This window comes from Pleionea sediminis, from assembly GCF_007570825.1.
In the GTDB taxonomy this organism is placed as follows: Bacteria; Pseudomonadota; Gammaproteobacteria; order Enterobacterales; family Kangiellaceae; genus Pleionea; species Pleionea sediminis.
Genome location: NZ_SUNB01000009.1, coordinates 56,582 through 81,118 on the forward strand (window position 1 = coordinate 56,582; position 24,537 = coordinate 81,118).

14 protein-coding genes and 1 tRNA gene are annotated in these 24,537 nt (G+C 40.2%); 10 read left to right on the forward strand and 5 right to left on the reverse strand.

Features of this window, described 5'->3' with window-relative positions; translation table 11 throughout:
- The first annotated feature begins 285 nt into the window (after positions 1–285).
- The gene (locus FAX86_RS20770; RefSeq protein ID WP_144395422.1) at positions 286–1,857 is read left to right on the forward strand and encodes a matrixin family metalloprotease; all 1,572 of its coding nucleotides are present in this window, start codon (positions 286–288) and stop codon (positions 1,855–1,857) included.
- 84 nt (positions 1,858–1,941) lie between these two features.
- On the opposite strand, the gene FAX86_RS20775 is transcribed toward FAX86_RS20770, so the two are convergent.
- The gene (locus FAX86_RS20775) at positions 1,942–2,982 is read right to left on the reverse strand and encodes a GGDEF domain-containing protein (protein ID WP_144395423.1); all 1,041 of its coding nucleotides are present in this window, start codon (positions 2,980–2,982) and stop codon (positions 1,942–1,944) included.
- Between the two features lie 358 nt (positions 2,983–3,340).
- Between FAX86_RS20775 and FAX86_RS20780 the strand changes: the two genes are divergently transcribed.
- The 7 genes from FAX86_RS20780 (at position 3,341) to FAX86_RS20810 (ending at position 16,156) form a co-directional block, all read left to right on the forward strand.
- On the forward strand, positions 3,341–5,170 hold the full coding sequence (locus FAX86_RS20780) for a GMC oxidoreductase (RefSeq protein WP_144395424.1): 1,830 nt from the start codon (positions 3,341–3,343) through the stop codon (positions 5,168–5,170).
- Between the two features lie 442 nt (positions 5,171–5,612).
- Complete coding sequence (locus tag FAX86_RS20785) at positions 5,613–7,589, forward strand: GMC family oxidoreductase (protein ID WP_246128704.1); 1,977 nt, start codon at positions 5,613–5,615, stop codon at positions 7,587–7,589.
- A 284-nt stretch (positions 7,590–7,873) separates the two neighbouring features.
- Positions 7,874–9,868, forward strand: coding sequence for a GGDEF domain-containing protein (locus FAX86_RS20790; RefSeq protein ID WP_144395425.1), 1,995 nt, complete (start codon positions 7,874–7,876; stop codon positions 9,866–9,868).
- An 838-nt stretch (positions 9,869–10,706) separates the two neighbouring features.
- Positions 10,707–12,914: a pre-peptidase C-terminal domain-containing protein gene (locus tag FAX86_RS20795; protein ID WP_246128706.1), complete on the forward strand. Its 2,208-nt coding sequence runs from the start codon at positions 10,707–10,709 to the stop codon at positions 12,912–12,914.
- Between the two features lie 332 nt (positions 12,915–13,246).
- Positions 13,247–13,705 (forward strand): hotdog fold domain-containing protein, encoded by a 459-nt coding sequence (locus tag FAX86_RS20800; protein WP_144395426.1) that lies wholly within the window; start codon positions 13,247–13,249, stop codon positions 13,703–13,705.
- A 458-nt stretch (positions 13,706–14,163) separates the two neighbouring features.
- Complete coding sequence (locus FAX86_RS20805; RefSeq protein WP_144395427.1) at positions 14,164–15,786, forward strand: S41 family peptidase; 1,623 nt, start codon at positions 14,164–14,166, stop codon at positions 15,784–15,786.
- Entirely contained in the window at positions 15,779–16,156 is a 378-nt protein-coding gene (locus tag FAX86_RS20810) for a hypothetical protein (protein ID WP_144395428.1), read from the forward strand. The genes FAX86_RS20805 and FAX86_RS20810 overlap by 8 nt, the downstream gene beginning before the upstream one ends.
- Before the next feature lie 65 nt (positions 16,157–16,221).
- Here the strand turns inward: FAX86_RS20810 and FAX86_RS20815 are convergent, their stop codons facing one another.
- From FAX86_RS20815 to FAX86_RS20825, 3 genes are all read right to left on the reverse strand, one after another.
- Positions 16,222–16,728 (reverse strand): outer membrane beta-barrel protein, encoded by a 507-nt coding sequence (locus FAX86_RS20815; RefSeq protein ID WP_144395429.1) that lies wholly within the window; start codon positions 16,726–16,728, stop codon positions 16,222–16,224.
- Positions 16,729–16,961: 233 nt separating this feature from the next.
- Positions 16,962–17,651, reverse strand: a complete 690-nt coding sequence (locus FAX86_RS20820) for a fibronectin type III domain-containing protein (protein WP_144395430.1) — start codon at positions 17,649–17,651, stop codon at positions 16,962–16,964.
- 364 nt (positions 17,652–18,015) lie between these two features.
- The gene (locus tag FAX86_RS20825) at positions 18,016–20,904 is read right to left on the reverse strand and encodes a M14 family metallopeptidase (protein ID WP_144395431.1); all 2,889 of its coding nucleotides are present in this window, start codon (positions 20,902–20,904) and stop codon (positions 18,016–18,018) included.
- Positions 20,905–21,113: 209 nt separating this feature from the next.
- Here FAX86_RS20825 and FAX86_RS20830 point away from each other — a divergent pair, with 209 nt between their 5' ends.
- Positions 21,114–21,752, forward strand: a complete 639-nt coding sequence (locus tag FAX86_RS20830; protein WP_144395432.1) for a TorF family putative porin — start codon at positions 21,114–21,116, stop codon at positions 21,750–21,752.
- A gap of 410 nt (positions 21,753–22,162) precedes the next feature.
- On the opposite strand, the gene FAX86_RS20835 is transcribed toward FAX86_RS20830, so the two are convergent.
- Positions 22,163–22,239: transfer RNA gene (locus FAX86_RS20835), tRNA-Met, on the reverse strand.
- An 83-nt stretch (positions 22,240–22,322) separates the two neighbouring features.
- Between FAX86_RS20835 and rlmKL the strand changes: the two genes are divergently transcribed.
- Positions 22,323–24,494, forward strand: coding sequence for a bifunctional 23S rRNA (guanine(2069)-N(7))-methyltransferase RlmK/23S rRNA (guanine(2445)-N(2))-methyltransferase RlmL (gene rlmKL, locus FAX86_RS20840; protein WP_144395433.1), 2,172 nt, complete (start codon positions 22,323–22,325; stop codon positions 24,492–24,494).
- Positions 24,495–24,537 lie beyond the last annotated feature (43 nt).

Here is a 24,537-nt window from a genome sequence, read left to right on the forward strand (position 1 = left end):
TTTCTTCAAAAGTATTGTTTGATTTTTGAACAAATTATCAGTTTGGTGCTTTGTTTCTAATTTGAAACCTATGAGAACCAATTCTCATTCTGGTGATTTTCTGATCGAGAGCTATTTTTTAACTTCTTCCAATATTTGAATAGGTTAAGTCAACTTTGATTAAAAATTGACTATTTTGATGTGAATATTACCAACTATACCCGGTACTATTTAACAAAAAAAATGAGATATCATGCCGCGATATCTCATCAAGCAATTAGCCTGGATATTAGAGGAGTTATCCTAATGGAACAAAATTTGTTCAAAAAATTAATGGGTTTCACAGCGTTGTCTCTAGCTGCTACAGCTGTGTCAGCAACTGAAACTAATACTTTAGATTTAACGAAATTGGAGCGCTTACCCGTCATTACTGATGATTGTGGCGGTTCTGGATGTTCTGATCGTCGTGGTATGTCATTAGAAGACATGAAATCAAATTTAGCCGCGGCAGCTTTTGGTTCTGCAGGAAATCAAGCCAAAGGCGCGAATAACAGCAAAGCTAATAATTCTAAAAATGGCCAAGGATTAAACTTGGGTCAAATGAACACAGACACTCAAGTTGTTTACTTAAACTTTGAGCAGTCATCGCCATTTTTCCAAGCGGTTGTGAGCGGCGATACTCCTTGGTATTTCTTATCGCATCAATTTACGCAAGCAGAACGTGATGCTATCCAGCAAAATCTTGAAAATGATTACACTGGGTTTGATATTGAATTTACGCAAGAACAACCAAATTCTGGTGATTTTGCAACGTTAAACTTTGAGTGTCAGGCTGAAGATGGTGTTTGTATTAACTTTTCGGGTGGTATTTTATTTGGTTTAGCACAAGGGATTGATATTGGTAACCAAAATCGAAACGACGTTGCTTTCGTCGATGCCAGTTTATGGGAAGTGTTTGCGCAACTGGATCCTAGTGGTTCTTTATTGTCGCAATTTTCCGGAATTGAAATAGAAAATGGCGACGTGCAAGCGGCATTGTCAAAAGCGGTAGTTAATCAAGCGTCAAATACGGCAGCTCATGAGCTGGGTCATAATTTAGGGTTACGTCATCACGATTCGTTCGGTTCTCCAGGAACCGGAATTCCATCGACCGGTGTTCCATCATCGGATGCTTTCTTCCCTGTTTTTGATGGTTTACAAGAAGGTGACGAAGCTATTTTGCATACGATGGCTTCTGGCGCAAGCGTCGGTATTGGTCTAAGCGACAGTACAGCTCGTGATCGTTTTTTCTCTGAGCGTTCTGTTATTAAATTAGCCAGTAACCAACGCGGAAGAACATTAAGTGAAGAAACATTGCGTGGTAAGAAAGTTCAATTACGCAAAATTGTTGCTCCTAATACTCTTCTTGAAGGTTTAAATGCGGATGGAAAACTGGATATTCGCGAAGCTTCTATTGTCGGTCAAATTGAGCAGCTTAATGAAGTTGATCAATACGCATTTAGTGCAAAGGCTGGCGATGTGATCAGTGTTGAACTGAATGGATACGATGTAACCGTAGGTTCTCCGGTTATTGGAGCATTGCAATTATTCTTTGTGGGTAAAGACGGTTCAAAAACTTTAGTCGCGCAAAACTTCCAAAATTTTGAAGGTTTTGATGCATTCTTAATTGATGCGTTAATTGAGAAAAGCGGAAACTATGTACTCGAAGTGAGTGCACCTAACTTTATTAGTTTAGGTTATCAAGCGGACGGCACACCGGTTCTACTCGACTTGGAGTTCTATGGCTATGAGTCATTACGAACAGGTGACTATCGCTTAAGTATGTATGTTGTTACCGGTAAACCAGGACAAGGTGTTTCACACGTACCTGGTGCTTAATTTAGCAACATTCATTGTTTCAAAAGGGCCAATAATAATTGGCCCTTTTTTATAAGTAAAAAACATAATTTCTCTTTATGATTGTTACTCAAATATATCGATGTCACCCTCAGCTGTTTTGGGGTGTTCTACAAGCCCTTCGTTTACCAGACGGTGATAATTAATCACTTGGTTGCGACCATGCTCTTTTGCATAATAAAGCGCTTTATCGGCTTGCTCGATGATTTTCATTGGATATTCTTGATCATTTAACTCAGTGAACCCAACGCTAATGGTTATTTTTTTTACCAATGGAAAAGTATGGCGTTCAACTTGTTCTCTAAAATCATCGAATATGCGCTGTGCTTGCTCAAATTGAGTCGGAGCTAAGATGATAATAAATTCCTCACCACCGAATCGAAACAGCAAATCTTGACGACGAAATTTGCTTCGCATTATATTGGATAACGTTAACAATATTTCATCGCCGCAGACATGCCCATAGTTGTCATTGACTTTTTTGAAATGGTCGACGTCAACAATCGCTAGCCAAGCGGAATCATTATTTTGATATTTTCGCCTATTTTTTATGGACTGATCGTTGGCGGTATCTTTTGCAGCTAAGCGTTGTTCGATGAGTAGTCGAGAGAGTTTTATCTCAAACGTATTTCGATTGTAAAGATGAGTCAGTTTATCTCGCTCACTGGCATGTAGAACGGCTAAATAGTTTTGGTAAATTTCAGTAAATATTGCGATATTAGATAGATCAAGGGGATTGGAGGTCGCTTTAATTCTATGGATTTCAAATGCACCTATAATCTCCTTACCGCTTGAAATTGGTGCTATGAGACTAGTTTCCATGCACGGTTCTAGAATTGAAAAATAAAAAGGAGATTCAGCTTCGAGGATTTTATTTTTCTTTTCAATATTACGCTCAAGATCTGAGGTCAATTTTACTTGAAAATCACCACTTTCATCAGCGGCCAGTATAATTTTTTTTTCAAGCTGATTTGCAATGACTTGGTAGAGCGTTACATTTTTACAGTCGAAATATTCAAACAATGTAATCACAAGTGTCATTTCAAGGGAATCTACATCTTTCTTGTCTGTTATTTGTTTCAGTGCATTGAGTATTCGTTGAGCCATGGAGTGCCTCTTTCTATTACTCCACAAGTTTAGTCGAATGTAGCAAATATAATGAAATTTCAATTTGAAATGTTGTTAGCACGTTCAAAATACTGATATTTAGAAAAATGTCTACGCAGTAAAAGATACAATCAATTTTAATGGAAAATGACACTTGAGTTCGTTGTCTGCGATTTTTTAACAAATGATTGCGACGGAGGATCGAGTATTTGAAACATATGAAGGCCTAATTAGCAGCAATTTCAGTTAGGCTAGGTAGCCACAATAACTGTCCGTGATTCATGAGTTATTTCACATATTGAGATACCTTGGGTCTGTTGAATAAAAGTAACAATATAACAATAAGAGAGTTGGGATCATGAAAGAAAAAAAATCAATTCTTAATCGATTAAAAAAGAAAGGCGTGAAACGTCGCTCGTTTCTCGGATTTTCTTTGGGCACTTTAGGTGCATCATCGTTGCTAAAGAGCAAAAAAGCGAAAGCCGATCAACAAAATTTTTGGAATTCGGAGTCGACCGAGCGAGAAAACTACAAGACGGTCCAAATGACCGAAGAATATGAAGCAATTGTTGTTGGTTCTGGATTCGGTGGTGCTGTCTCAGCGTGTCGTTTGAGTGCTAAATGGCCGGGCAAGGTGATGGTGGTGGAGCGTGGAAAACGTTACGGTAAAGGTGATTTTGCTCGAGGATTTTCCGGATTATCAAAGTCGTTTTGGAAATTAAATGGCGATAATGTTCCCAGACTCTATCCATTATTTGGAGAATCACGTGGCGTATTTGATTTAAGAAATTACGATCGCATGGATTCCGTGGTCGCAGCTGGTTTTGGTGGAGGATCGTTGCTTTACGGTAACGCTTTGATCGAGCCGGCCAGCCCTTATTTTGATGAGAATTGGCCAGCCAATGTCAAAAAAGAGCAAATGGCAAAATATTACGGTGTTTTCAAAGAAGTTTTAAATGCTAACCAAATGCCGAGGAATGGTGAGTCTGATCGCCACTTACACCGTCATGACATTTATGAAACCATCGCGAGAGAAAGTAATCTTCCTCGCAAAGATGTTGAAATGGCAGTTTTCTTTGGAAACGATTCGCAAAATCCAACACCGATGGGTGAAACAGAAGTGAACCGTTATGGTGTCGAACAAACTTCCTGTACTTATTGCGCCGAATGTATTGTCGGATGTAATTACCATGCAAAAAATACCGTCGATTTAAATTATCTTCATGTCGCTGAACATGAGTATGGCATGCAGGTTCAAACGGAACATATGGTTGAAAAGATTGTTCCCTTAAATGCGTCAGGACTTGAAGACACCGCCGAAGATGGTAAGCACGGATATCATGTTTACTTGATCGATCTTGCTGAGAAAGTGACTCGAATAGCCAAAACAAAACGAGTTGTGCTATCAGCGGGGACATATGGTTCGACAGAAATATTGCTGAAGAATAAACATCAATACAATACGTTAAGTCAATTGAGTGAACATTTAGGAAAGAATTATTCAGGAAATGGCGACTTCTTAACGTTAGTCATCGGAACCGATTCTCCAACTGATCTCGATCGTGGGCCAACGGTTATTCAATACATTGATCATAATTTGCAAGATAATCCAGATCGAGATGGCTTCTTGGCACAAGATATGTCGGTGCCTGTAAATGTTTTCCAAGATATGGTGAACTTGTTGCAACCGAGCTATGCGGTGCGACGTCATGTCGATCAGATGCTTAAAGGGTTGAAAGAAGGCCAGCATATTTTACTGCAAGTGCATGTTGGTTTGGATAAAAGTAACGGTCAGATGTATTTACATCGGAATAACTCATTACGTTTACGATGGCCCTATTTCGATAACTATGGTCTTTACAATAATATTATTGAAGCCAGCAAAAGAGCAAAGGAGTATTTGAAAGCAAAATTATCGTTTGCTTTTCCTACCTGGATTTGGCCACTGCGTCGTAATTTAACCGTCCATCCTTTAGGTGGTTGTATTTTGGCTGAGTCAATCGATGATGGTGTCGTTAGCGCCAATAAAGGTGAATTGGGTAAAGTGTTCAATTATGAAAACTTATACGTAGCCGATGGCTCGATAATTCCCAGTTCTCTGGGAGCAAACCCTGCACTCACTATAGGTGCCTTATCCGAAATGATCTGTGAAGAGATTACGGGCAATACTCCGACTGCTAAGTTGTAATTTGAGCAAGCTCCAATAGTTTAAAAGAGTTTTAATACTGAGATATTTGATTGATTGGTATTAAAACTCTCTTGTTTGGAGCTTTTCTTTTAGTGCAATATATTATGTTCATTCACTTTGCATTAAATCGCAAATAGTTAACAAAAAATATCAGGCACTCGTTGGTTTTCGCTTACTACCACAAAGTGACTTTTAAAAAAAAAGAAATATTAGATTTACTATTTTCCGTTAATGATAATGATAAAAATAGTTTTGAGTTCAGTGAATTACGTCATGCAAAAGGTTATTAATTCTGAGTACTGGTCACATGCGTATATCTCAGAAAAATAAAAAAAAATACAGCAAAGACGTGAATTTCTTATGACAAATCGGCGTTTTTACTTGAGATTGTTGCTGTTATATTGAATTCGTTAATGATAATAAAAGAAAAATGGATAGGGCTATGAAAGATAAAAATTCTGAAATAAATCATTCCGATGATAATCCATCTCGCTTAAATAAAAATGTTACTCGTCGAGAATTTGCGAAGAAATCCGTGCAGGTTGGTGTTACGGCTGGATTGATGGCGACAGGGTTGGGCGCCAGTGCAATGCGGTCGTTTGAATTTTCTGACGAAGAATTTGAATATGTTATTGTTGGCTCCGGTGCTGGAGGTGGTCCTCTAGCAGCGAACCTTGCAAAAGCGGGCTATCGTGTATTGCTGCTTGAAGCTGGCGATGATGACCCAAGTGATGATATCTATCAAGTTCCAGCGTTTCACGCCAAGGCTTCAGAAGATCCAAAAATCAGTTGGGACTTTTTTGTAAAGCACTATTCCGATCCAGAGCGACAAAGAGCGGATTCCAAGTTTGTTCCAGGTAAAGGCATTTTATATCCACGAGCAAGTACGATTGGTGGTTGCACGACTCACCATGCGATGATCACTGTCTATCCTCATAATAATGACTTTACACGTATTGCAGAATTAACGGGTGATGATTCTTGGGACGCGTACCAAATGCGTCGTTATTTTCAGCGATTAGAACGTTGCCAATATATGCCGAGACCTTGGTTTGGAATTAATCCATCACGACATGGTTTTGATGGCTGGTTAAAAACAAATCGTCCTGATTTGCGTTTATTGTTTGAAGATAATATTGTTCGCGACATTGTTACTGCTGGATTATTTGAAGCTGGACTGGGTGATGTATTTCAAGAGGTTTTATCCGGTAACCTGTTAGATATTAATCATTGGCGAGTTGCCTTTGGTGAAGAGGGGGCTTTTATCCCGCCATTGGCGACCAATCAAGATGCGCAACGTCATGGTGTTAGAGAACTACTTTTGTCGACTCAAGCTCAATTCCCTGAGTATTTAACCATTCGAACAGGTGCTCTTGCGGAACGTGTGTTACTCGATGAAAATCGAACGGCCGTTGGTGTTGAATATTTAGAAGGTAGTCGATTGTATAAAGCGGATCCTTTGTATAATGCAACAACGACTGGAACTAAGCGAATTGTCCGGGCGACTCGAGAAGTTATATTGTCCGGTGGTGCGTTTAACAGTCCTCAATTGTTAAAGCTATCCGGTATTGGTCCTTCCGCAGAACTGCGTCAAAATAACATTGAAGTTAAAGTTGAACGTCCGGGTGTGGGTGAAAATCTGCAAGATCGTTACGAGGTGGGAATTGTCAGTGAAATGACACAAAATTTACCGCTGACTGAAGACTGTACCTTCGGTGAAGGTGATGATCCCTGTTTGAATCGTTATAAAAATAATTGGTGGAACCGCGGACCTTACTCCAGCAACGGAACCGCATTATCGCTTGTTCAACGCTCTAAACCAGAAATGGAAGATCCTGACTTGTTTATCTTTAGTGCTCCAGGTCGATTCCGTGGATATTATCCTGGTTATTCGGAAGACTTATCCAGCACCAAAGATCAATTCACTTGGTTAGTATTGAAAGGGCATACGAATAATAGTGCTGGATATGTTAAGTTAAATTCTAATGATCCACGTGACGTGCCAGATATTAACTTTAAATATTTTGATGAAGGTAATGATACATCCGGTGATGATCTTCAAGCGGTTGTTGAAGGTGTGAAAACTTGTCGAAGTATTATGGATCGTAATCCTGCGAGAAATTGGGTTAGAGAAGAAAACTCTCCAGGTCGTCACGTTGAGTCCGATGAAGAAATCGCAGATTTTGTGAAAAAGGAAGCATGGGGACACCATGCGTCTTGTTCTAATAAAATGGGTGTAGAAGGTGATCCAACCGCGGTTGTTGATAGTAACTTTAAAGTTATCGGCACCAATAACCTGCGAGTTGTGGATGCCTCGGTATTTCCTTATATTCCAGGTTTCTTCATCGTTACTTCTGTGTATATGATTAGTGAAAAAGCATCTGATGTTATTATGGCGGATGCGAGACAGCGCGCCTAATAACCGTTGTTTCGATAGCTCATTGTTGTGTTAGAAAAGTGCCCGTCTCGGGCACTTTTTCTGAGTCAAGTTTCAATATTCTATAAAGCAATACTATTTTGAAGTCTCCCACCATTCAAGAAATCAATTATCCCTCTCGTTTTTTCGATTAACTCATCTTTTTCGATTAACCCATTCGGTCGTGAAATCTCGCAATTATTAATCATTTGCTATACTGCATATTGCAGAGAATGCTAGTCCAAACTGTTTAATTGCAGACCATAATAAGTTCAAAAGGCCGACAATTGCGCTCATATCTCGATTATTTACTGATTTTTATTGTGTTCGCACTCTCGGGCAGTGCATATTCCAATGACAATTTTACTTTTGAAGAAGTGACTCAGCTTCCATCGTTAGCTGAGCAGTTAAGCCAATTAGATGATAAACAACGGCTTGAATGGTTAAACGCGCAACTTGCAAAGGAAAGCACTCCGGTCAAGAAATATCGCTTGCAGCGCTTACTCGCCTTGGAATCGTTTAATTTAGGAATGCGTAAAGAGGCGGCGGAGATCTGTGAGTCGGTCATTCCGCTAAGAGATGATTTTATTTATCGAAATTACTGTGCTGATGCAACAGCGGATGGATTCGATGAATTTAAAAGCAATATGGAAAATTTAATTTATGACACTCGGCAAGCTGGAAATAACACATTAACAGCACGTTTTCTCGGAAACTTAGCTTGGCAGCAATCACAAGAGGGTGATATTGCGGGCTCATTTGCAAGCTATGAGGCTGCATTGAGTGTCGTTCCTGAAGAGCAAGGGATGTTAATGAATAATATTATGTTTGACACGGCATCAAATTATATTGTTCACGGCGATGACGCTTATGTTCAGCGAGGTGTTGAGCTCCTCAGTAAAGTAAGGAAAAACTTGCAAGAAGAATTAAATAAAGAACTTTCTCCTGGCGTTGAAAATCAAGTTAAATTAGAAATTGCGTTGACTTATTTTAATTCGGGTATCGCGTATATGCTGCATTTATACGACTATGAAAAAGCGCTCGAGTTTTTTAATCATGTCAATTCGGTAGAAGACTCTCTGAGTGTCAATTCATTAAGTTTTTCTGCCTTAGCTGCTGCAATCTTAGGTCGATTTAACGAAGCAAAACAATATATTGAGCAAATCGATGGTAGGAAAGATCAAGACCCGGTGGTGGAGCAATATTTGAATTGTTACCGACAGCTGGCTATGCAGCATTGGAATTCGTCTCAATCTTTGACTTCGTGTTTATCCTTAGACCCTGATACGACAGTAGAAGTGAAGTTAGATTTATTTAAGCGCTTATCAACGAACCCGCGTCAAGACGTAAAAGTTTACGGTTTAGAAAAACTAAGAGAGTTATTTATAGAAGTATTAGAGCCTCAAATTAGGAGCAAAGGTTCGTCGGCGGCGTCAAATGTCGAGTTGATACGTTTGCAAAAGGAATCTGCGCTCAAATCTTTGGTTTTGGAAAAGGAGAAACAGCTTAATCAGGAGCGCAGCACGCGCTATACCATTCAGCGCAATTTATTTATTGCCATTATTGTCATTATTATTTTCTTTTTTCTTTTAGTCTATCTGCAATTAAAACAAAAAAGAAAGTTAGCAGAGCAGTATCAACAAATGAGTGTGCGAGACTCTTTAACACAGTTAGGCAACCGTCGTTTTTTAGAGCAACAAATTGAAAGAGAGCTGGCATTTGTGGCAAGAGCTGTGAGTCAAGGGAAAAAGATTGCTTTGGGTGTTTATATTTTTGATATTGACCATTTTAAAAGAATTAACGATACCTATGGTCATGCTATTGGGGACGAAGTTTTGAAGTTGTTTGGCGCTCGTGTTAAATCCATTATAAGAGAAACTGACTTGTTTGTGCGTTGGGGTGGAGAGGAGTTTGTTTATATTGCTCGATTAGACTCTAACGAGCGAATGAAGGAAATCGCAAACCGTATTTTGATGCAAATAAACAGTCAGCCTTTTACAGTTGATGATGAACAATCACTAACAGTCACTTGCACGATTGGGGCTGTGCAGTTCCCATTTTTTGACACTGGCAATATTGAAATATGGACTCGACTAATTAGTTTAGCTGATGCGGCTTTGTATTATGGAAAGGAAAATGGAAGAAACTGCTGGGTTGTGATAAAAAATGAGGGAATAGAGAGCCTTGAGCAGTTAGAGCATATTATTCATAGTCCACTTGAAGAAACTAAAGAGCAAAACCTTATTGATGTGACTACATCCTACGATGTTAAAAAAACTTAAGATAGGTTATCAGTGTTAAGTGGTACATATGTTTTGTTTTTATTGAAAAACATTTTTTGATAAAAAAATAACGTTTCATTGATCAAAGATAATCGGAATGGCATCTCTGATTATTGTCTACCTTCAAGCAATTTTATCCAGCTGAAAAGTTCAAACCATTAATGATTTAAAATCATTGAATAAAAGTTTTTTAAATAAATTACCAAGCGGTACTTACGTATTATTAATTTGCCGGTTGTTTAAGAAGTTGTCTTCAAATTTATTCTTAAAATAAAAAATCTTTCTAAGCATAAATTCACTTTTGAAAAACTAAACTTAAAAGGGTTGTTAAATTGGAAATAGTTAAAAACATAAATGGAACGAACGTTTTATATAAAGAGGCGAAGTTGGTAAAAGATTCGAGTTTCGATGACAAAGCTTTTATTTCTAAGAGGTAACTTAAATACTTGTATAGACAGACAAAATCACTTTTCTAAAATTTAAAATGGAATATTTCAAAACAAAAAAATTGGATAATTTTTAATTTCGGACGAAAAAGTCTCTCCAATGACGTTTTTATAGCACTTTCAGTCAACACTATGCGACCTTTCAACAATATAAAATTCATGTTCCTCATTACACTGAATTACGTTGAAACTTTTTGTGGCTAAATGACCGGTGTACAAAAAACTAAAAAAATAAATTTGTATGCCGGTCAGTGAAATAATCAACTTACTTAGCAAATAAGTAATTGAGATGCTCGCTTCCAGGTGGTTAACAAATGTTTTGACGTAATGGTTGGGTAGGAGGAATCCCGGAACCTTAAACAAAAACACAATAATTAAAAAAGAGGTTTCCTATGAAAATAATAAGAAACAAAGTGCTGTTAGCTTTTTCTGGCTTACTGGCATTAAACGGGGCTTATGCCAGTAAATCGGAGCCCAGTGACGCGCAACACCTGAAGCCGACTTTACATCCGCAAATGCAACAAGTGGCAAAGCCGGTCGCTTTTAATGGGTTATTAAGCAATAAACAGCAACTTTCTGCCGATGTCGTCAGTCAGTATAACGTCGTTAGTACGCATCAACTGGTGATCAAGAAACCCGGTGCGAGTTTTATTAAAGTGCATTTTAGTCACTTTAAACTCGTGCCGGGTCTTCATGTTGAGGTGAGAAGTCTCGATGGTTCAGAAGTGCATCGTTACGGATCTGAAAACTCGTCACTTCATACGCTGCGTGATGGCGATGATGGTGTTACCTCTTTTTCTGCGCTTTCTATTTTTGGTGAAGGAGCCATTGTTGAAGTTGTTGGACAAGACTTAAATAATAAAAATTATCGAGTGGAAATTGATTCAATAATGGAAGGCTTTCCTGAGTCAATGCTCGAAGAGCCAGGTTTTGGTGAAATGACTGGCAACAATGGCTTTTCAACTTGTGGTGTCAATGAGCGGCGTGATGTTCAATGTTATGCCGATTCACACCCGGTTGAGTTTGAGCGTTCTCGACCCGTTGCTCGTTTGTTAATTGCGGGATCGGGATCTTGTACAGCTTGGCGTGTTGGTCCTGATAACCGAATGTTTACCAACAATCATTGTATTTCTTCGGCCACGGGTCCTGGCCGCACCGAAGTTTGGTTTAACTATCAGCGTTCTGGATGTGGCAGCGGTTCTACTTCCGGTCGTATAAAAGTTACCGGCGATGAATTACTTTCGACGAATAGTGATCTGGATTATACGTTATTTACGCTAAAGAACTTCGATGCGGTTGAGCAATTTGGTTATTACGGATTAGATGTACGTAGCCCAATTGAACAAGAACGGATTTTTATTCCACAACATGGACGAGGGCAACCAAAGCAGTTGTCTATTGTGAGCGATCAAAACAGTGATGGGTTGTGTCGCGTTGATGTTACTTTAGCGGATGGCTCTGCGCCCAACACGGATATGGGGTACATGTGTGATACCATCGGCGGAAGTTCTGGATCGCCAGTTCTTGCTGCGAGCAGTAATAAAGCTATCGCACTTCATCACTTTGGCGGATGCCCAAATCAAGGTGTATTGATAAATTTGATTTGGCCAGAAGTGGCTGAGCACTTTGGTAACGTGATTCCAAACGGGGATAACTCAAATGATCCAAATCCGGATCCTGATCCAGACCCTGATCCACAACCGAATACACCTCCAGTCGCTAGCTTTAGTTTTGAGATAGACAATCTAACAGTGTCGTTTTCAAATAACAGTAGTGACAGTGATGGAACGATTGCTAACTATGCGTGGGACTTTGGCGATGGAAACTCGAGCACCGAAGTTAATCCAACTCACTCTTATGCGACAGGTGGAGATTTCACGGCAACTTTAACAGTAACCGATGATGATGGTGATTCTCATTCTGTATCCCAAGAGTTTTCTGTTGTTAGCGATACCGAAGGTGAGCTAGCCAATGGTATTCCAGTGTCTGATCTGGCTGAGTCTCGGGGTGAAGAACTGCACTTCTATATTGATGTGCCCGAATCGGCATTGAACTTAAGTTTTAATTTAAGTGGTGGATCTGGAGATGCCGACTTATACGTTCGATTTGGTGAAGAACCGACTCAATCAACTTATGATTGCCGACCCTACAAAAGCGGAAATTCAGAAACGTGCCAATTTGGTACGCCTGAAGCGGGCCGCTACTTTGTCATGATAAGAGCTTACAATTCATTCTCTAACGCTTCTCTTGTTGCTGACTACTTTGATTGTCCTCCGTTTCCTGCTGAGTGCCAACCACCAAGTACGTCATTTGAAGAGACAGACTTGTCGGACTCTCGAGGTGGCTGGACGCACTTTACTATTGAAGTGCCAGAAGGTGTTTCGGAATTAACCAGCGAAATGTTTGGTGGCAGTGGTGACGGTGATATGTATGTAAGATTTGGTACTCAGCCGACGACTTATGGATATGACTGCCGACCCTATAAATACGGAAATACTGAGACTTGCCGTATTAGTAATCCTAGTGCAGGAACATGGTACATAAGTATTCGAGCATACAACAATTACTCAGGTGTGACTCTTCGCGGGAATGCGGAGTAGTCACCTCTCCAATCAAGGCCATGGACGGCTTTGATACCTTGTTGGCTGATTCTACAAGTTAATTAAACAAAACAATTAATGGATGAGTGAGTAAATATTATAACTATTAATGTTTAATGTATTCTCGCTAGAAAAGTGAGACTTGTTAGAATCCTTCTAAGCTCGGTTGAAAGAACATCCGAGCTTTTTTATTGTCGTTAAAAATATCAAAAGAAATAATTGCTCTTAAAAGATGTGATATTTAGACCTGGAAATGAATTGACTATGAGCGAGCAATTTTCAGAGGTGGAAGGTATAATCTCGTCAAAACTATAAACTTATTGTTCAATAATATGAATCATACACTTTCGACTTTCCAAAAGCTTTCAAAATTCATTTGGGGTAAAAAAATATTCTCTTTCGTTGTGAGTCGTGTTGCTCCTTACTTTGGTAGCATCAAGCCACTAATCACACATTTAGAACCAAACCATTGTATTTGTTTTATTAAAAAACGTCGTGCAGTTCAAAACCATATCAAAACGGTTCATGTTATTGCGATCTGTAATGGCTTAGAGATGGCGATGGGTGTCATGGCTGAAGCTTCTGTTCCAAAGCATCTACGCTGGATCCCGAAAGGAATGACGGTGAACTATACGGCTAAGGCAAATAGTGACATTCGATGTATTGCTAAAGTTAATCCGGAAGATTGGAAGCCTGGTGATATGTTAGTGCCGGTGCAAGCGCTGGATATCAATGATACCGTTGTTGTTGAGGGACACATAAAACTGTGGATTACAGAAAAGCCTCGATAATTACTATTATCAATAACTAAAATTCAGAATACGTTTCTAGTTGTATCAAAGCTGCAGTTAATTTATGGTTAGTTCAACACCCACTTAAATTTACTCTTTCTTGGGCACTTTTAGCCTAATTGAACCAGGGCAGGGTGAGTAGCTTTTGTTGATGCATTTGAATGCAGCACGTGGTTGGAAGATTTGCTTCCCGGCTCAATTAATTTTAACCCTCCATCTTTCGAAATATCCCTTTTTTGTCGTTGTTAAAACCATTTATCGAGAATTAGCTCCTTTTTATCGTAAAAATTGCAGCGTCGGCATTTAATATGTCGTAACAATAGCATTTAAGATGAGGTATTCGCTCAAGTTTTTGAGATTTGGCCGATATAGAATGGTTGAGATAACGTATAAATAGAATGGAACGTATTAGGTTGTAATATGCTTTAGAGCATTCAGTATGTTGAAAGAGGTAGGTAATGAGCTTATTTAAGTTTTATTTTTGGAGCTCTTCTGTCGTCGCTATATTAGCACTGACGGCATGTGGTGGCGGTTCTGGTTCGGGTAATGATAACGGTGGAAATGATCCTGTATGGACTCAAGGTGTTTTTGAGGACGAAACCGAGTTTGAAAATCTATGTGAATCACCTCGTAGTGGCGCGGATCCATTTAATGCAAATAATCCATATCCTGATCAGCAAGGAACCTTGCTTGATGAAATGTTTTATTTACGTTCCTGGAATAATCGAACGTATCTTTGGTATGACGAAGTTCAAGATCAAAATCCGTCACTTTTTTCGAATCCAGTAGAGTATTTTGGTGTCTTAAAAACTAATGAGACAACAGCATCGGGTAATCCGAAAGATAAGTTTCACTTTACTTACGACACGGCAGAATACAATCAGCTCACTCAGTCGGGAACATCAGCAGGATACGGAATTGATTGGGCTATTTTACGATCATCACCGCCCCGAGAAATTGTTATAGCATTTACCGAGGCTGGTTCGCCTGCTGACAATGAAGGATTGGCTCGAGGTGCTCGAATTTTAGAAGTTGATGGTGTCGATGCAGTAAATAATAATACTCAGGCCGGCGTTGATGTATTAAATGCCGCGTTATTCCCGTCGGAAGTTGGTGTGTCGCATACGTTTACGGTCCTTGATTTAGGTTCTAATCAAGAGCGAACCGTCACTTTGACGACCGAATCGGTATCTTCTGATTCCGTTTTATTAACTCAATCGATTGATACACCAACTGGTAAGGTCGGTTATATTGTTTTTAATACATTTAACTCTATTGCCGAAGAGCAACTTGTCAATTCTTTTACTCAGCTTGCGAATGAAAGTGTTAACGACTTAGTGTTGGATCTGCGGTATAACGGTGGTGGTTTTGTTGCTATCTCTGCTCAACTGGGATACATGATCGCGGGTAGTGCGAACACTGATGGTAGAACGTTTAGCCGACCAACATTTAATGATAAATACCCCACCATCAATCCGGTGACTGGTCAAATTATTCAGCCCACACCTTTTTATTCTCAAACACTTGGGTTTTCTGTTACTCAAGGTCAGGCGCTACCAAGTTTGAATTTGGATCGCGTTTATATTTTATCGACTTCAGGCACCTGTTCTGCCAGTGAATCGCTGATTAATGGACTGCGCGGAATCGGCATCGAAGTGATACTGGTTGGCGAAACAACGTGTGGTAAACCTTATGGATTTTATCAAAACGATAATTGTGGAACGTCTTATTTTACGATTCAAATGAAAGCCGCGAATGATTTAGGGTTTGGCGATTATTCGGATGGCTTTTCGCCAAGTAATACGGTGGGTTCGGTTGGTGTCTCGGTTACTGGCTGTTCGGTCGGTGACGACTTTGATCATTTGTTAGGTGATACTAATGAAGAATTATTAAGTGCGGCTTTAAATTATCGTAGCAACGGAACCTGTCCTTCACCCTCGGGTAGAGATGTGCATTTCAAGTATGAAGATCAAGGTGGTCTATCTTTGTTTGATTCTAAAGTCTATCAAAAGCAGCAATTAATTCGAAATAATCAATTCATTCAACAACTGACCAATCCAATGGTAAAGCCGAATGAGTAACGGTAATTTTTTTATTGTTTTGTTACTTCTGGTGGGGTTGCTGGGTTGTCAAACAAATCAAGCGGGTGATTTAAAATCCGCTGTATTAATTGATAACTCAAAACAGACCAGTCAGAAAATTGGCAAGGCGGTTGTTGAACTTTTGAATGGTATGGGGATTATTTTGGCGAAAGATGCTTTTGAAAATAAGTCCTCCATAATTATTGAACAAAAAATTCCACAGACACTTGATGGTTCTATGGCTGCCGGTTCTGTGTTACCTAAGCCGACACAACTAACGTTAATGATGAACAGTGCGCAACAATGCTTTTTAGTGAATCAAAGCACACAGCGAACAGTTCGTGTTGATGTAAAGTGTAAAGTGGAGTAAGTAATTTGTTATTGGCCTAATGAGAGTTAGGCCAAATCAATTAAATCGTTTTCAAAGGACAACGATTAGAATTTGAAACCGATACCTAGAGTGATTGCATCGGAGTCTGCATAATCGGTGGATAACAACTTGGCGTACTCTAAGTTTACCAAGCCAGTACCGGCAAATGTGTACTGGACACCAACACCATAACTATAACCCTCTTCGGTAATTGATGAGCGCAGTGTTCCTGTTTGAGCCGCAAATTTCGTTCGGGTAAATCCCAACAACGTATAGGCGGTCAGCTCTGAGTCTGGGCTTGCGATATAATTGATGAATGCGCTGGATGTGTAATCGATATCGTAACGTGTCGTATCCTGTTTGTCTTCATCGAGTCCTCCACCAAATCTGACTTCCCAGGCAAAATTATCGGTGATGGGTGAACCATAACGAAAAGTAAAGGTGTCATTATCGAGATCTTTGGCGTTAAGATCGGTTCCCGTCATACCCAAGTTCATGGTTAAGTAAGACTCTGCGTATAAACAATTTGAGCCGATAAGCGCACAATAAAGTAATAAGTGTTTGATGGTCATAGGAGTCCCTGACGTCAATGCAGTTATCGCGATTATCCCAAAGAAGTTTGGATGTTCCAAGTTTCCATAAAGAATTATATCTTGATTTTATGCATTGAGATGATTTTTTAGGGATAACAAAAAAAGTTTTTTAAAACAGAGGAGAAAAGTTGATTGGTTAGTTTCTTGTTAAAGGCTGAGATTTGCCAAAAGTTTTGGCGTCCTTGCCTACGGGTTTTCTGAGCTGCTCGGTATTAGCCGTTAATGGTTTTGGTCACCACCGCCGATTGCTCACTGGCAATGCCATCACTATTAACGGCACTGACTGAAAAGTAGTAAGTTTGGTCGACGGTTAAGTTCTCGATAACCCAGCTGTTAATGCTCGTGTCATCAATTTCAATCACTTGGTCTAAGTTGTCTTCAGAGTTACCGTAATAAATTACGAAACCTGCTAAATCGGTAAGTTCCGTGCCATCTGTGTTTTCAGTTGGGGCTATCCAGCTAAGAGATGCATTTCCGAAAGTTGCTGAAACAGGAATGGAAAGTGATTGAGTGGTGGTTGCATTATCAAAGTCAGTGACTGAAGCGGTAATAACGTGTTCACCAGCACTTAACTGTGCAGTAATATTTGCGCCCTGGCCAATGACACCATCCAAGTCAGAAACCCACTCAATAGAGTCGCTTAAGTCGCCATTTTCGTTATCGTCTGCCGTTGCGCTAAAGGTAATTTGATCTTGATCGTTAAACGTCGACCCTGTTTCTGGCGAAGTAATGATAATTGAAGGATCGGTATTTGAATTCGTTGGAATGTCATTCGGATCCTCATTACCGGAGGTGTCAGAATCTGAGTCGCCACCACCGCTGCAGCCCGTTAGCAAGACAATTGAAGCAATGGCAAAGAAGGATAATAAACGACTGTAGAAACTTGTTTGTATTAAAGACATAGTTAAAACCCGTGTTAAAAGTGCAGCTTTCGATGAAGTAACTTTTGTATCGGCCTATTTAACGATTCTTGATGAGGGATTTTTTGAAATGGGATTAAACTCGCATCAGGGTTGTGACTCGTGTCTCAACGACGGCGTTTTAACTCAAAGTGAGAATTTTAAAGAGGAAAATAAGATCAAAGGGTGACTATATAAAACTAAAGTTTAATGGTTCAAAGTAATTAAAATATTGCAAAATGATATTTCTGTTTCCTCATTATGGTAATAAGTGCCAAACCATGAAGGTTTGGCACAGAGATTTACGATCAACTATTTTTTTCGATCAACTGTTTACGGTCATTGTCTTTAAGATCAGCCGTAATGGCTAAAGTATGATGCGCGTTTGTGTTCCTAAACCTGGACCATAAACGATAGCATTCAACAGGAGCCGATTGGTTGCATAAGTTGAGCCGCGAAAGTTCGGTGAAGTGGCAAATAGAATAATTTGACCTTTGCCCAGCTGTTCACGCACTGTGTGAGCTGCATTTGCCATTCGTTGTGCTGCTTCAGGCCAGATTAGCCCACTCATTCGAATTGCCAAAGTTTTATCTTTAGGTAACGTTGACCAGCCGATGGCTTTCGATGGTGCTGCGAGAGAGTCGGCCAATTTTGTCAGTATGTTGCCAGAAGCATCTTTTAACACACCGAGTCGAGTGACTGCATCGGTCGAATCATTCGACATGAGAAGAGGGTTATTTGCGAACAACAAGGGGACAGTGCTGTCGACACCAAACGTTAACCAATGTTTTTGATCGGTTCTACCGGCTGCAAAGGCACCCGATGGCATAAAACGTTTTTGCCATTTATCTCGAGTTTCCAGTTGCTCTTTATTGAGTCGCTCAACGTCATTTTGCCATGGGTAATTGAGTTCAAAATTAACGTTGTGAGCGAACACTTCCTCGACGTTAAGGTCGTCTTTGGTTGCCAGCCATTCACGTTGAAGTGATAAATCGAACTCGGCGGCATTTTCAAATGAGTTTTCGAGTAAAGTTGTCCCTGCGACTTCTTTATCAATTAAGCTTCTAACTGAGTTATCAAATGCGATCAGTGTGCCACCATTTTCGACCCAGGTTTTAATTTGCGAGTAGGTATTGTCGGATAGAGAATCGTAGTAGTGGGTTGGCATTATTAAAACGTTATAACGGCGTAAGTCTGCCCAACCGAAGGTGTTGCTGTCGAGAATAGAGTGGCGAATAGCTAGATTACGATCAATAGAAAACCAGGTTGCACCGACATCGTAAAATGAAAATCCACCACGAGCCAATGTAGCAATCTGAGGTTGAGTCAATAAACGAAAGTGTTGTCCTCCCCAGTCAGGTAAGTCACCTTCACCCATACCAGATTGAATAGGTAGTAACGTTAAGTTTAAAGTATTGGCTTCCGTTTGAGCATGCATTAACAAGGATTTTGATTTTGGATTGTCGGTTGTTGTTACAATTACGGAACCACGGACGAGAGAGTGACCACTTAACTCGGTCGCTTTATCAATGACGCGAACTTGAATACCGAGTTCCATTAAACGAGCAGCAAAAGCAACGGAATTATCATCGGCACCATTCACGGCATAAGCAATGGTTTTCGGGCTTTCTGTTAATTCGTTGGAAACAGTCGTTGCTGGCCAGTCTATTAAATTGTCGGTCAGATGTTTGTCGATGGTATAAGCTTCTAAACCAAACATCATTGTAAGATTCCAGGCGGTTGTGTCGTACATCAGTGAAGAACCATCACGCAGTGTTCTTTGTCGCTCTTCAATTAACACTTCTTTTTTAATATCAGCATCAAACTCTAACATGGTTGCCAATAGTCGCGCTTCGGCTTGTCGATTAGGAACAATCAAGGTGCCTTTAGGTAAGGAAACAGTACGATCTTTTCCGCCGTATTGATCATCCGCTGAAATATCGGTTGGTTTGTTTAATTGGTAAAACTGAATCTTCTGTAGCTGGAGCAAATCGACAAATCGATTCAGGCGACTGTGATTATCATCCGGTATTATGGCAAAGGTTCTATCCGCATAACGCCCCGAGCTGGCTATATTTTGACGTCGCTCTTTAACAAAGTCTTGGTACATCGATTGGCTGTATTTCGACAATGATTTTAAATTTGTTAAAGTACTGACTAATTGATGGTGAACGGACTCTCGATAGGTAACTACCGTACCCTCCGGGCGTTTTACACCATCTTCTGCAATGCGAGCTTGTTCATATAAAATATGAACGGCACCACGGTACTCAGCGTAGTTTGAATAACCGGGATACAAATTTTCAAACCATTCACCAGTGTAGTAAGGCCAGCCTTTGGCATCGAAAGCTTCTGCTTGATCTTGAGCAAATTTCCACCCCCATTTCTTTCTTGATTTCGGTAAGTGCGGGTTGACTGGTTCGCGTGCAGGAGCAAATAGATAAGTATCTTGAGCACCCATTTCGTGCCCGTCGATCATTAATTGTGGAAACCATTGATTGATCGTTTTAATCCGACCGCGTGACTCTGGTTGTGTCGCAAAGATAAAGTCGCGGTTGAGATCGAAGAAATAATGATTCGTTCGACCGTAAGGCCAAGATCCGGTGTGTAATAACGATTGATCATCAATATTTGGCGCGATGCCGCGGTGTTCTTGCAATTCTTTGGCAAAACGAGCGCGACCATCGGGATTCATCATGGGATCAATTAAAATAATTTGCTCATCGAGCAACTTTTTAATTTCCGCATCCTGTGCAGCGATTAAGTGATAAATGGTAGCTAATGCAGCATCAGCTCCAGAAGATTCGTTACCGTGTATGGAGTAAGACATCCAGGCAATCGCGGGTAGTTCGGTAATTAACTGATTCGCTTGCGCTTCAGAAAGAGCGGATGGGTTGGCAAGGGACTGAACATTTTTTTGAATCTGGCTTTTGTTTTTCAAATTCTCTGTAGAGGAAATGATGACGTAATACAGCGGGCGTCCTTCATGTGTTGTGGCGTATTGATAAGCCTCAAGATTAGGGGACTGTTTCTCCCAAGTTGTAATTGCATTAACAATTTGCTCGGGTGTTGCAACCCGTTGACCGACATCAAAACCCAAAAATGTCTCAGGGCGAGTGATATCGCTTTTGTAATCTCCATCAAGTAACTTGCCAGAGTAATCGAGTTGTTCATGTGTTGTCGGTTGAAGTCGTATGCCGGAGTAGGCAGTGAGATTGAACATTAGAAGGGCAGTGAGCGTCAGCAGTTTTTTCATTGTTGTACTCTTTTCGTTATTTTTTTGACACTATACAAGTGGAATGAGATGGGGACAATACGTCTAAACAAGGCGTCCGAGGGGGAGGTTAATTGACGCCGACAAAGTATTTTTGTGTATCTTGTGACCATCAGCCCCAATTTACGATTTAAGACGTTATTTAACTCCAGTATAATAATGTCGATTTTAGAATAACCACGGATAATTTCATGAAGGCCATTAGTCCAATTATTGCTTTACTGTTTTCTCTCTTATTACTGGTTCCCGGTCAATGTGAGCGTTTGAATTACTCAGCCGATTTCTCTGGGGTCAGTAATTATATTTTTCGGGGGCAATCACTCAGTGATGATGGTTTTGCCGCTCAAGCCGGTTTTAATATCTCAAATGATGCTGGATGGAAATATCGCTTCTTTGTATCTTCTTACGATGTTAATGGCGATACGGATGGTCGAGCTGAATTTTCATTGGCCTATCGTGGAGAAGCCGACAAGTATTTTCATTTCATGTTTGGCGTTACCGCTTATGGTTATGAGTCGGAAGATAGAGAGTCTCATGAATGGCATGTTGGGCTGGAAGCTTTTGATGCGTCGGTAATATATTACCGAGATGAGGAGCTGAATACCCAATACTATGATTTTGCCTATTTTTATGAGTTAAATGATGATATTCGCTTCGATGCTCATTATGGTATTGCGAGTCCGGTTAATGGAGAGGGCACCAGTGAAGATTATAGCGTTACTGCAACTTATCGATGGTTGGAAGATCTCAGTGTGTTTGTAACAGGCGGTTCTCACAATGAGCTTGAGAGTTTTGGTTTAATTGGTGCGACTTACTATTTAGATTGGTAACCCTAATTTGAGTATTGGGGATAGCTTAATGGTCGGGTGGTGTTAGCTTTAATCGTTTATTTGATTAAGGATTAATTCCACTTTACTCTAAACATTCCCGGTTAATATTTTGATGCAAGCCTCTTGTCGTTATTGTCTATTTATATTCACTATCAAATTAATTTCCCAAGCTTTTCATTTTTTAATGACTTTCTTACCTAAATTAATTTATTTCAAAAATCTTTTCTCTAAAACTAAACCTGCGATGATATCGTTTTAAATTATTGAGTTTTTAATGTGAATATTTACGAACTCAAACTTTGGATAAGAATCAGTTAAATTATTTTAGACATTGTTGATGTAATTAAAGGAAGGGTACATTTATTATCAGGCAATAAAAAAGCCAAACAAAAGTTTGGCTTTTTTAAATTTGGTAGCGGGGGCCGGATTTGAACCAACGACCTTCGGGTTATGAGCCCGACGAGCTACCAGACTGCTCCACCCCGCATCAATGTATTTAATCGTCGTACTCTGGCGACGAGGCGCGTATAATACGTCTATGAAATTTTTATTGCAAGCGTTGTTTTATAAATGCCTCAATTTATTGTGACTTGCCCTCCGGGCTTTGAATACTTATTGGTCGATGAACTCAATTCTCTTGGTGAAATTGAAGTTCGCGAAGGTTTAACTCAAGTTTTTGTCGACTGTGATTGGCAACACATGTACCGCATCTGTCTATGGTCAAGACTTGCTCATCGAGTGCTTTATCCAATTGCTGAGTTTGAAGCAAGAGATGAAGATGCTTTATATGAGGCGGTCTATGAATTGCCTTGGGAACTGCATTTTTCTGAACACCAAACCTTTGCGGTTGATTTTGTATCACGTCGCTCGACTTTAAAGCATCAACAATATGGTGCCCTAAAAATCAAAGACGCCATTGTTGATTATTTTCGCGAAAATTTTGGTGAACGTCCCTCTGTTGATACCGAAATGCCCGATGTGCGTATTCATTGTCGAATGAATAAAAATAAAGCGCATTTGTGTATCGATTTATCCGGTAAAAGTTTGCATCAGCGTGGTTATCGAGAAAAAACGGGAGAAGCACCGATAAAAGAAAATTTTGCGGCGGCGATGTTGTATCGCTCTGGATGGGCGTCGAGTTTAGCGAATAAATCATGGTTGTACGATCCTATGTGTGGTTCAGGAACGATAGCCATTGAAGCGGTACTAATGGCTACTGATCGAGCGCCGGGATTAGGGCGAAACTATTGGGGATTTACTCAATGGAAACGATTCGATGAGCCGTTGTGGCAAGCCGAAGTCGATAGAGCAAAAGAGCGAAATGAGTCTGCCAAGGCAGCTGGTGTTGCGCCCATTTTTGCCAGTGATAAAGATTCTGAGGTGATCGCAATCGCAAGAAATAATGCTGAGCGTGCAGGTGTGGGTGAATATATTTCTTGGGAGGTTGGCGCCTTTCAACGTCTTTCTCGTCCGCAAGTAGAGACTGCCGGCTATGTCGTTACCAACCCTCCTTATGGCGAACGGTTGGAACAAAAGAAGTCGGCAGAAATTATTTATCAAGAGTTCGGCGCATGGTTAAAAGATCAGTTTATAGGTGATAAAGCATTAATCTTGTCTTCGGATAAACATCATGGTCATGCTCTGGGTATTCGTGCTGAAAAAATATATCGTTTGAAAAATGGACCCATCGACTGTGAACTTTTGAAGATCTCCGTCGAGGAGTCGTTATTTGTTGCGAAACGTAAAGAAGTTTCCCCGGATAATTATCAAGAGGGACTTTCTGAGTCAGCAAAAATGCTGGATAACCGAATTCAAAAAAATTTGGCGAGTTTAAAAAGTTTTTTAAAGCAGCAGAATATTTCGTGTTTTCGTGTGTATGACGCCGATTTACCCGAGTATGCTGCGGCAATTGATGTGTATGAAGATTGTTTGCACATTCAAGAATATGCTCCGCCTGCAGATATCGATCAACATAAAGCATTAAGACGACTACGCGACATTGAGCGGGTGTCCAGTGGTGCGCTGTCAGTCGAAGCGGATCGAATATTTGTGAAAACACGAACCCGGCAGAAAGGCGAGCAACAATACACAAGACAGGATAAATTGAAGCATATTAAATTAGTGAATGAGGGCGCTGCACGTTTCGAGGTGAACTTGTCCGACTATTTGGACACGGGACTGTTTCTTGATCATCGAAAAGCCCGTCAGTTATTGGCAAAGTGGTCTTCTACGGGTGATCACTTATTAAATTTATTTTGCTACACAGCGTCGGCCAGTGTTCATGCCGCGATGAAAGGAGTTTCAACAACCAATGTCGATTTATCGAATACCTATTTGGATTGGGGGAAGCGAAATTTTCAACTGAATGGACTGGATTTGACTCGGCATGAGTTTATCCGAGCCAACTGTGTGGAGTGGTTGGAGCAGGCAGTAACAGAACATGCAGGCTCTTACCAAGTCATATTTATCGATCCTCCGACTTTTTCCAACTCGAAGAAAATGGAAAAACACTTTGATATTCAAAAAGAGCATGTCAGTTTGTTGAATATGGCAGAAAAGCTATTGGCTCCCGGTGGTCGTATTTTGTTTTCTAATAATTTTAAGCGATTTAAAATGGAATATGTTCCATCAGAAAATGTATCACTAAGAGAAATAACGCGTGAAACAACGTCACGAGACTTTGTCCGCAAGCCATTGCACCGTTCTTGGGTATTGCAAAAACAGACCCTTGGAAAAAAATAAGACTCAGGGTTTTGTTGATATAGAAATGAAAAAGGCCGCATAA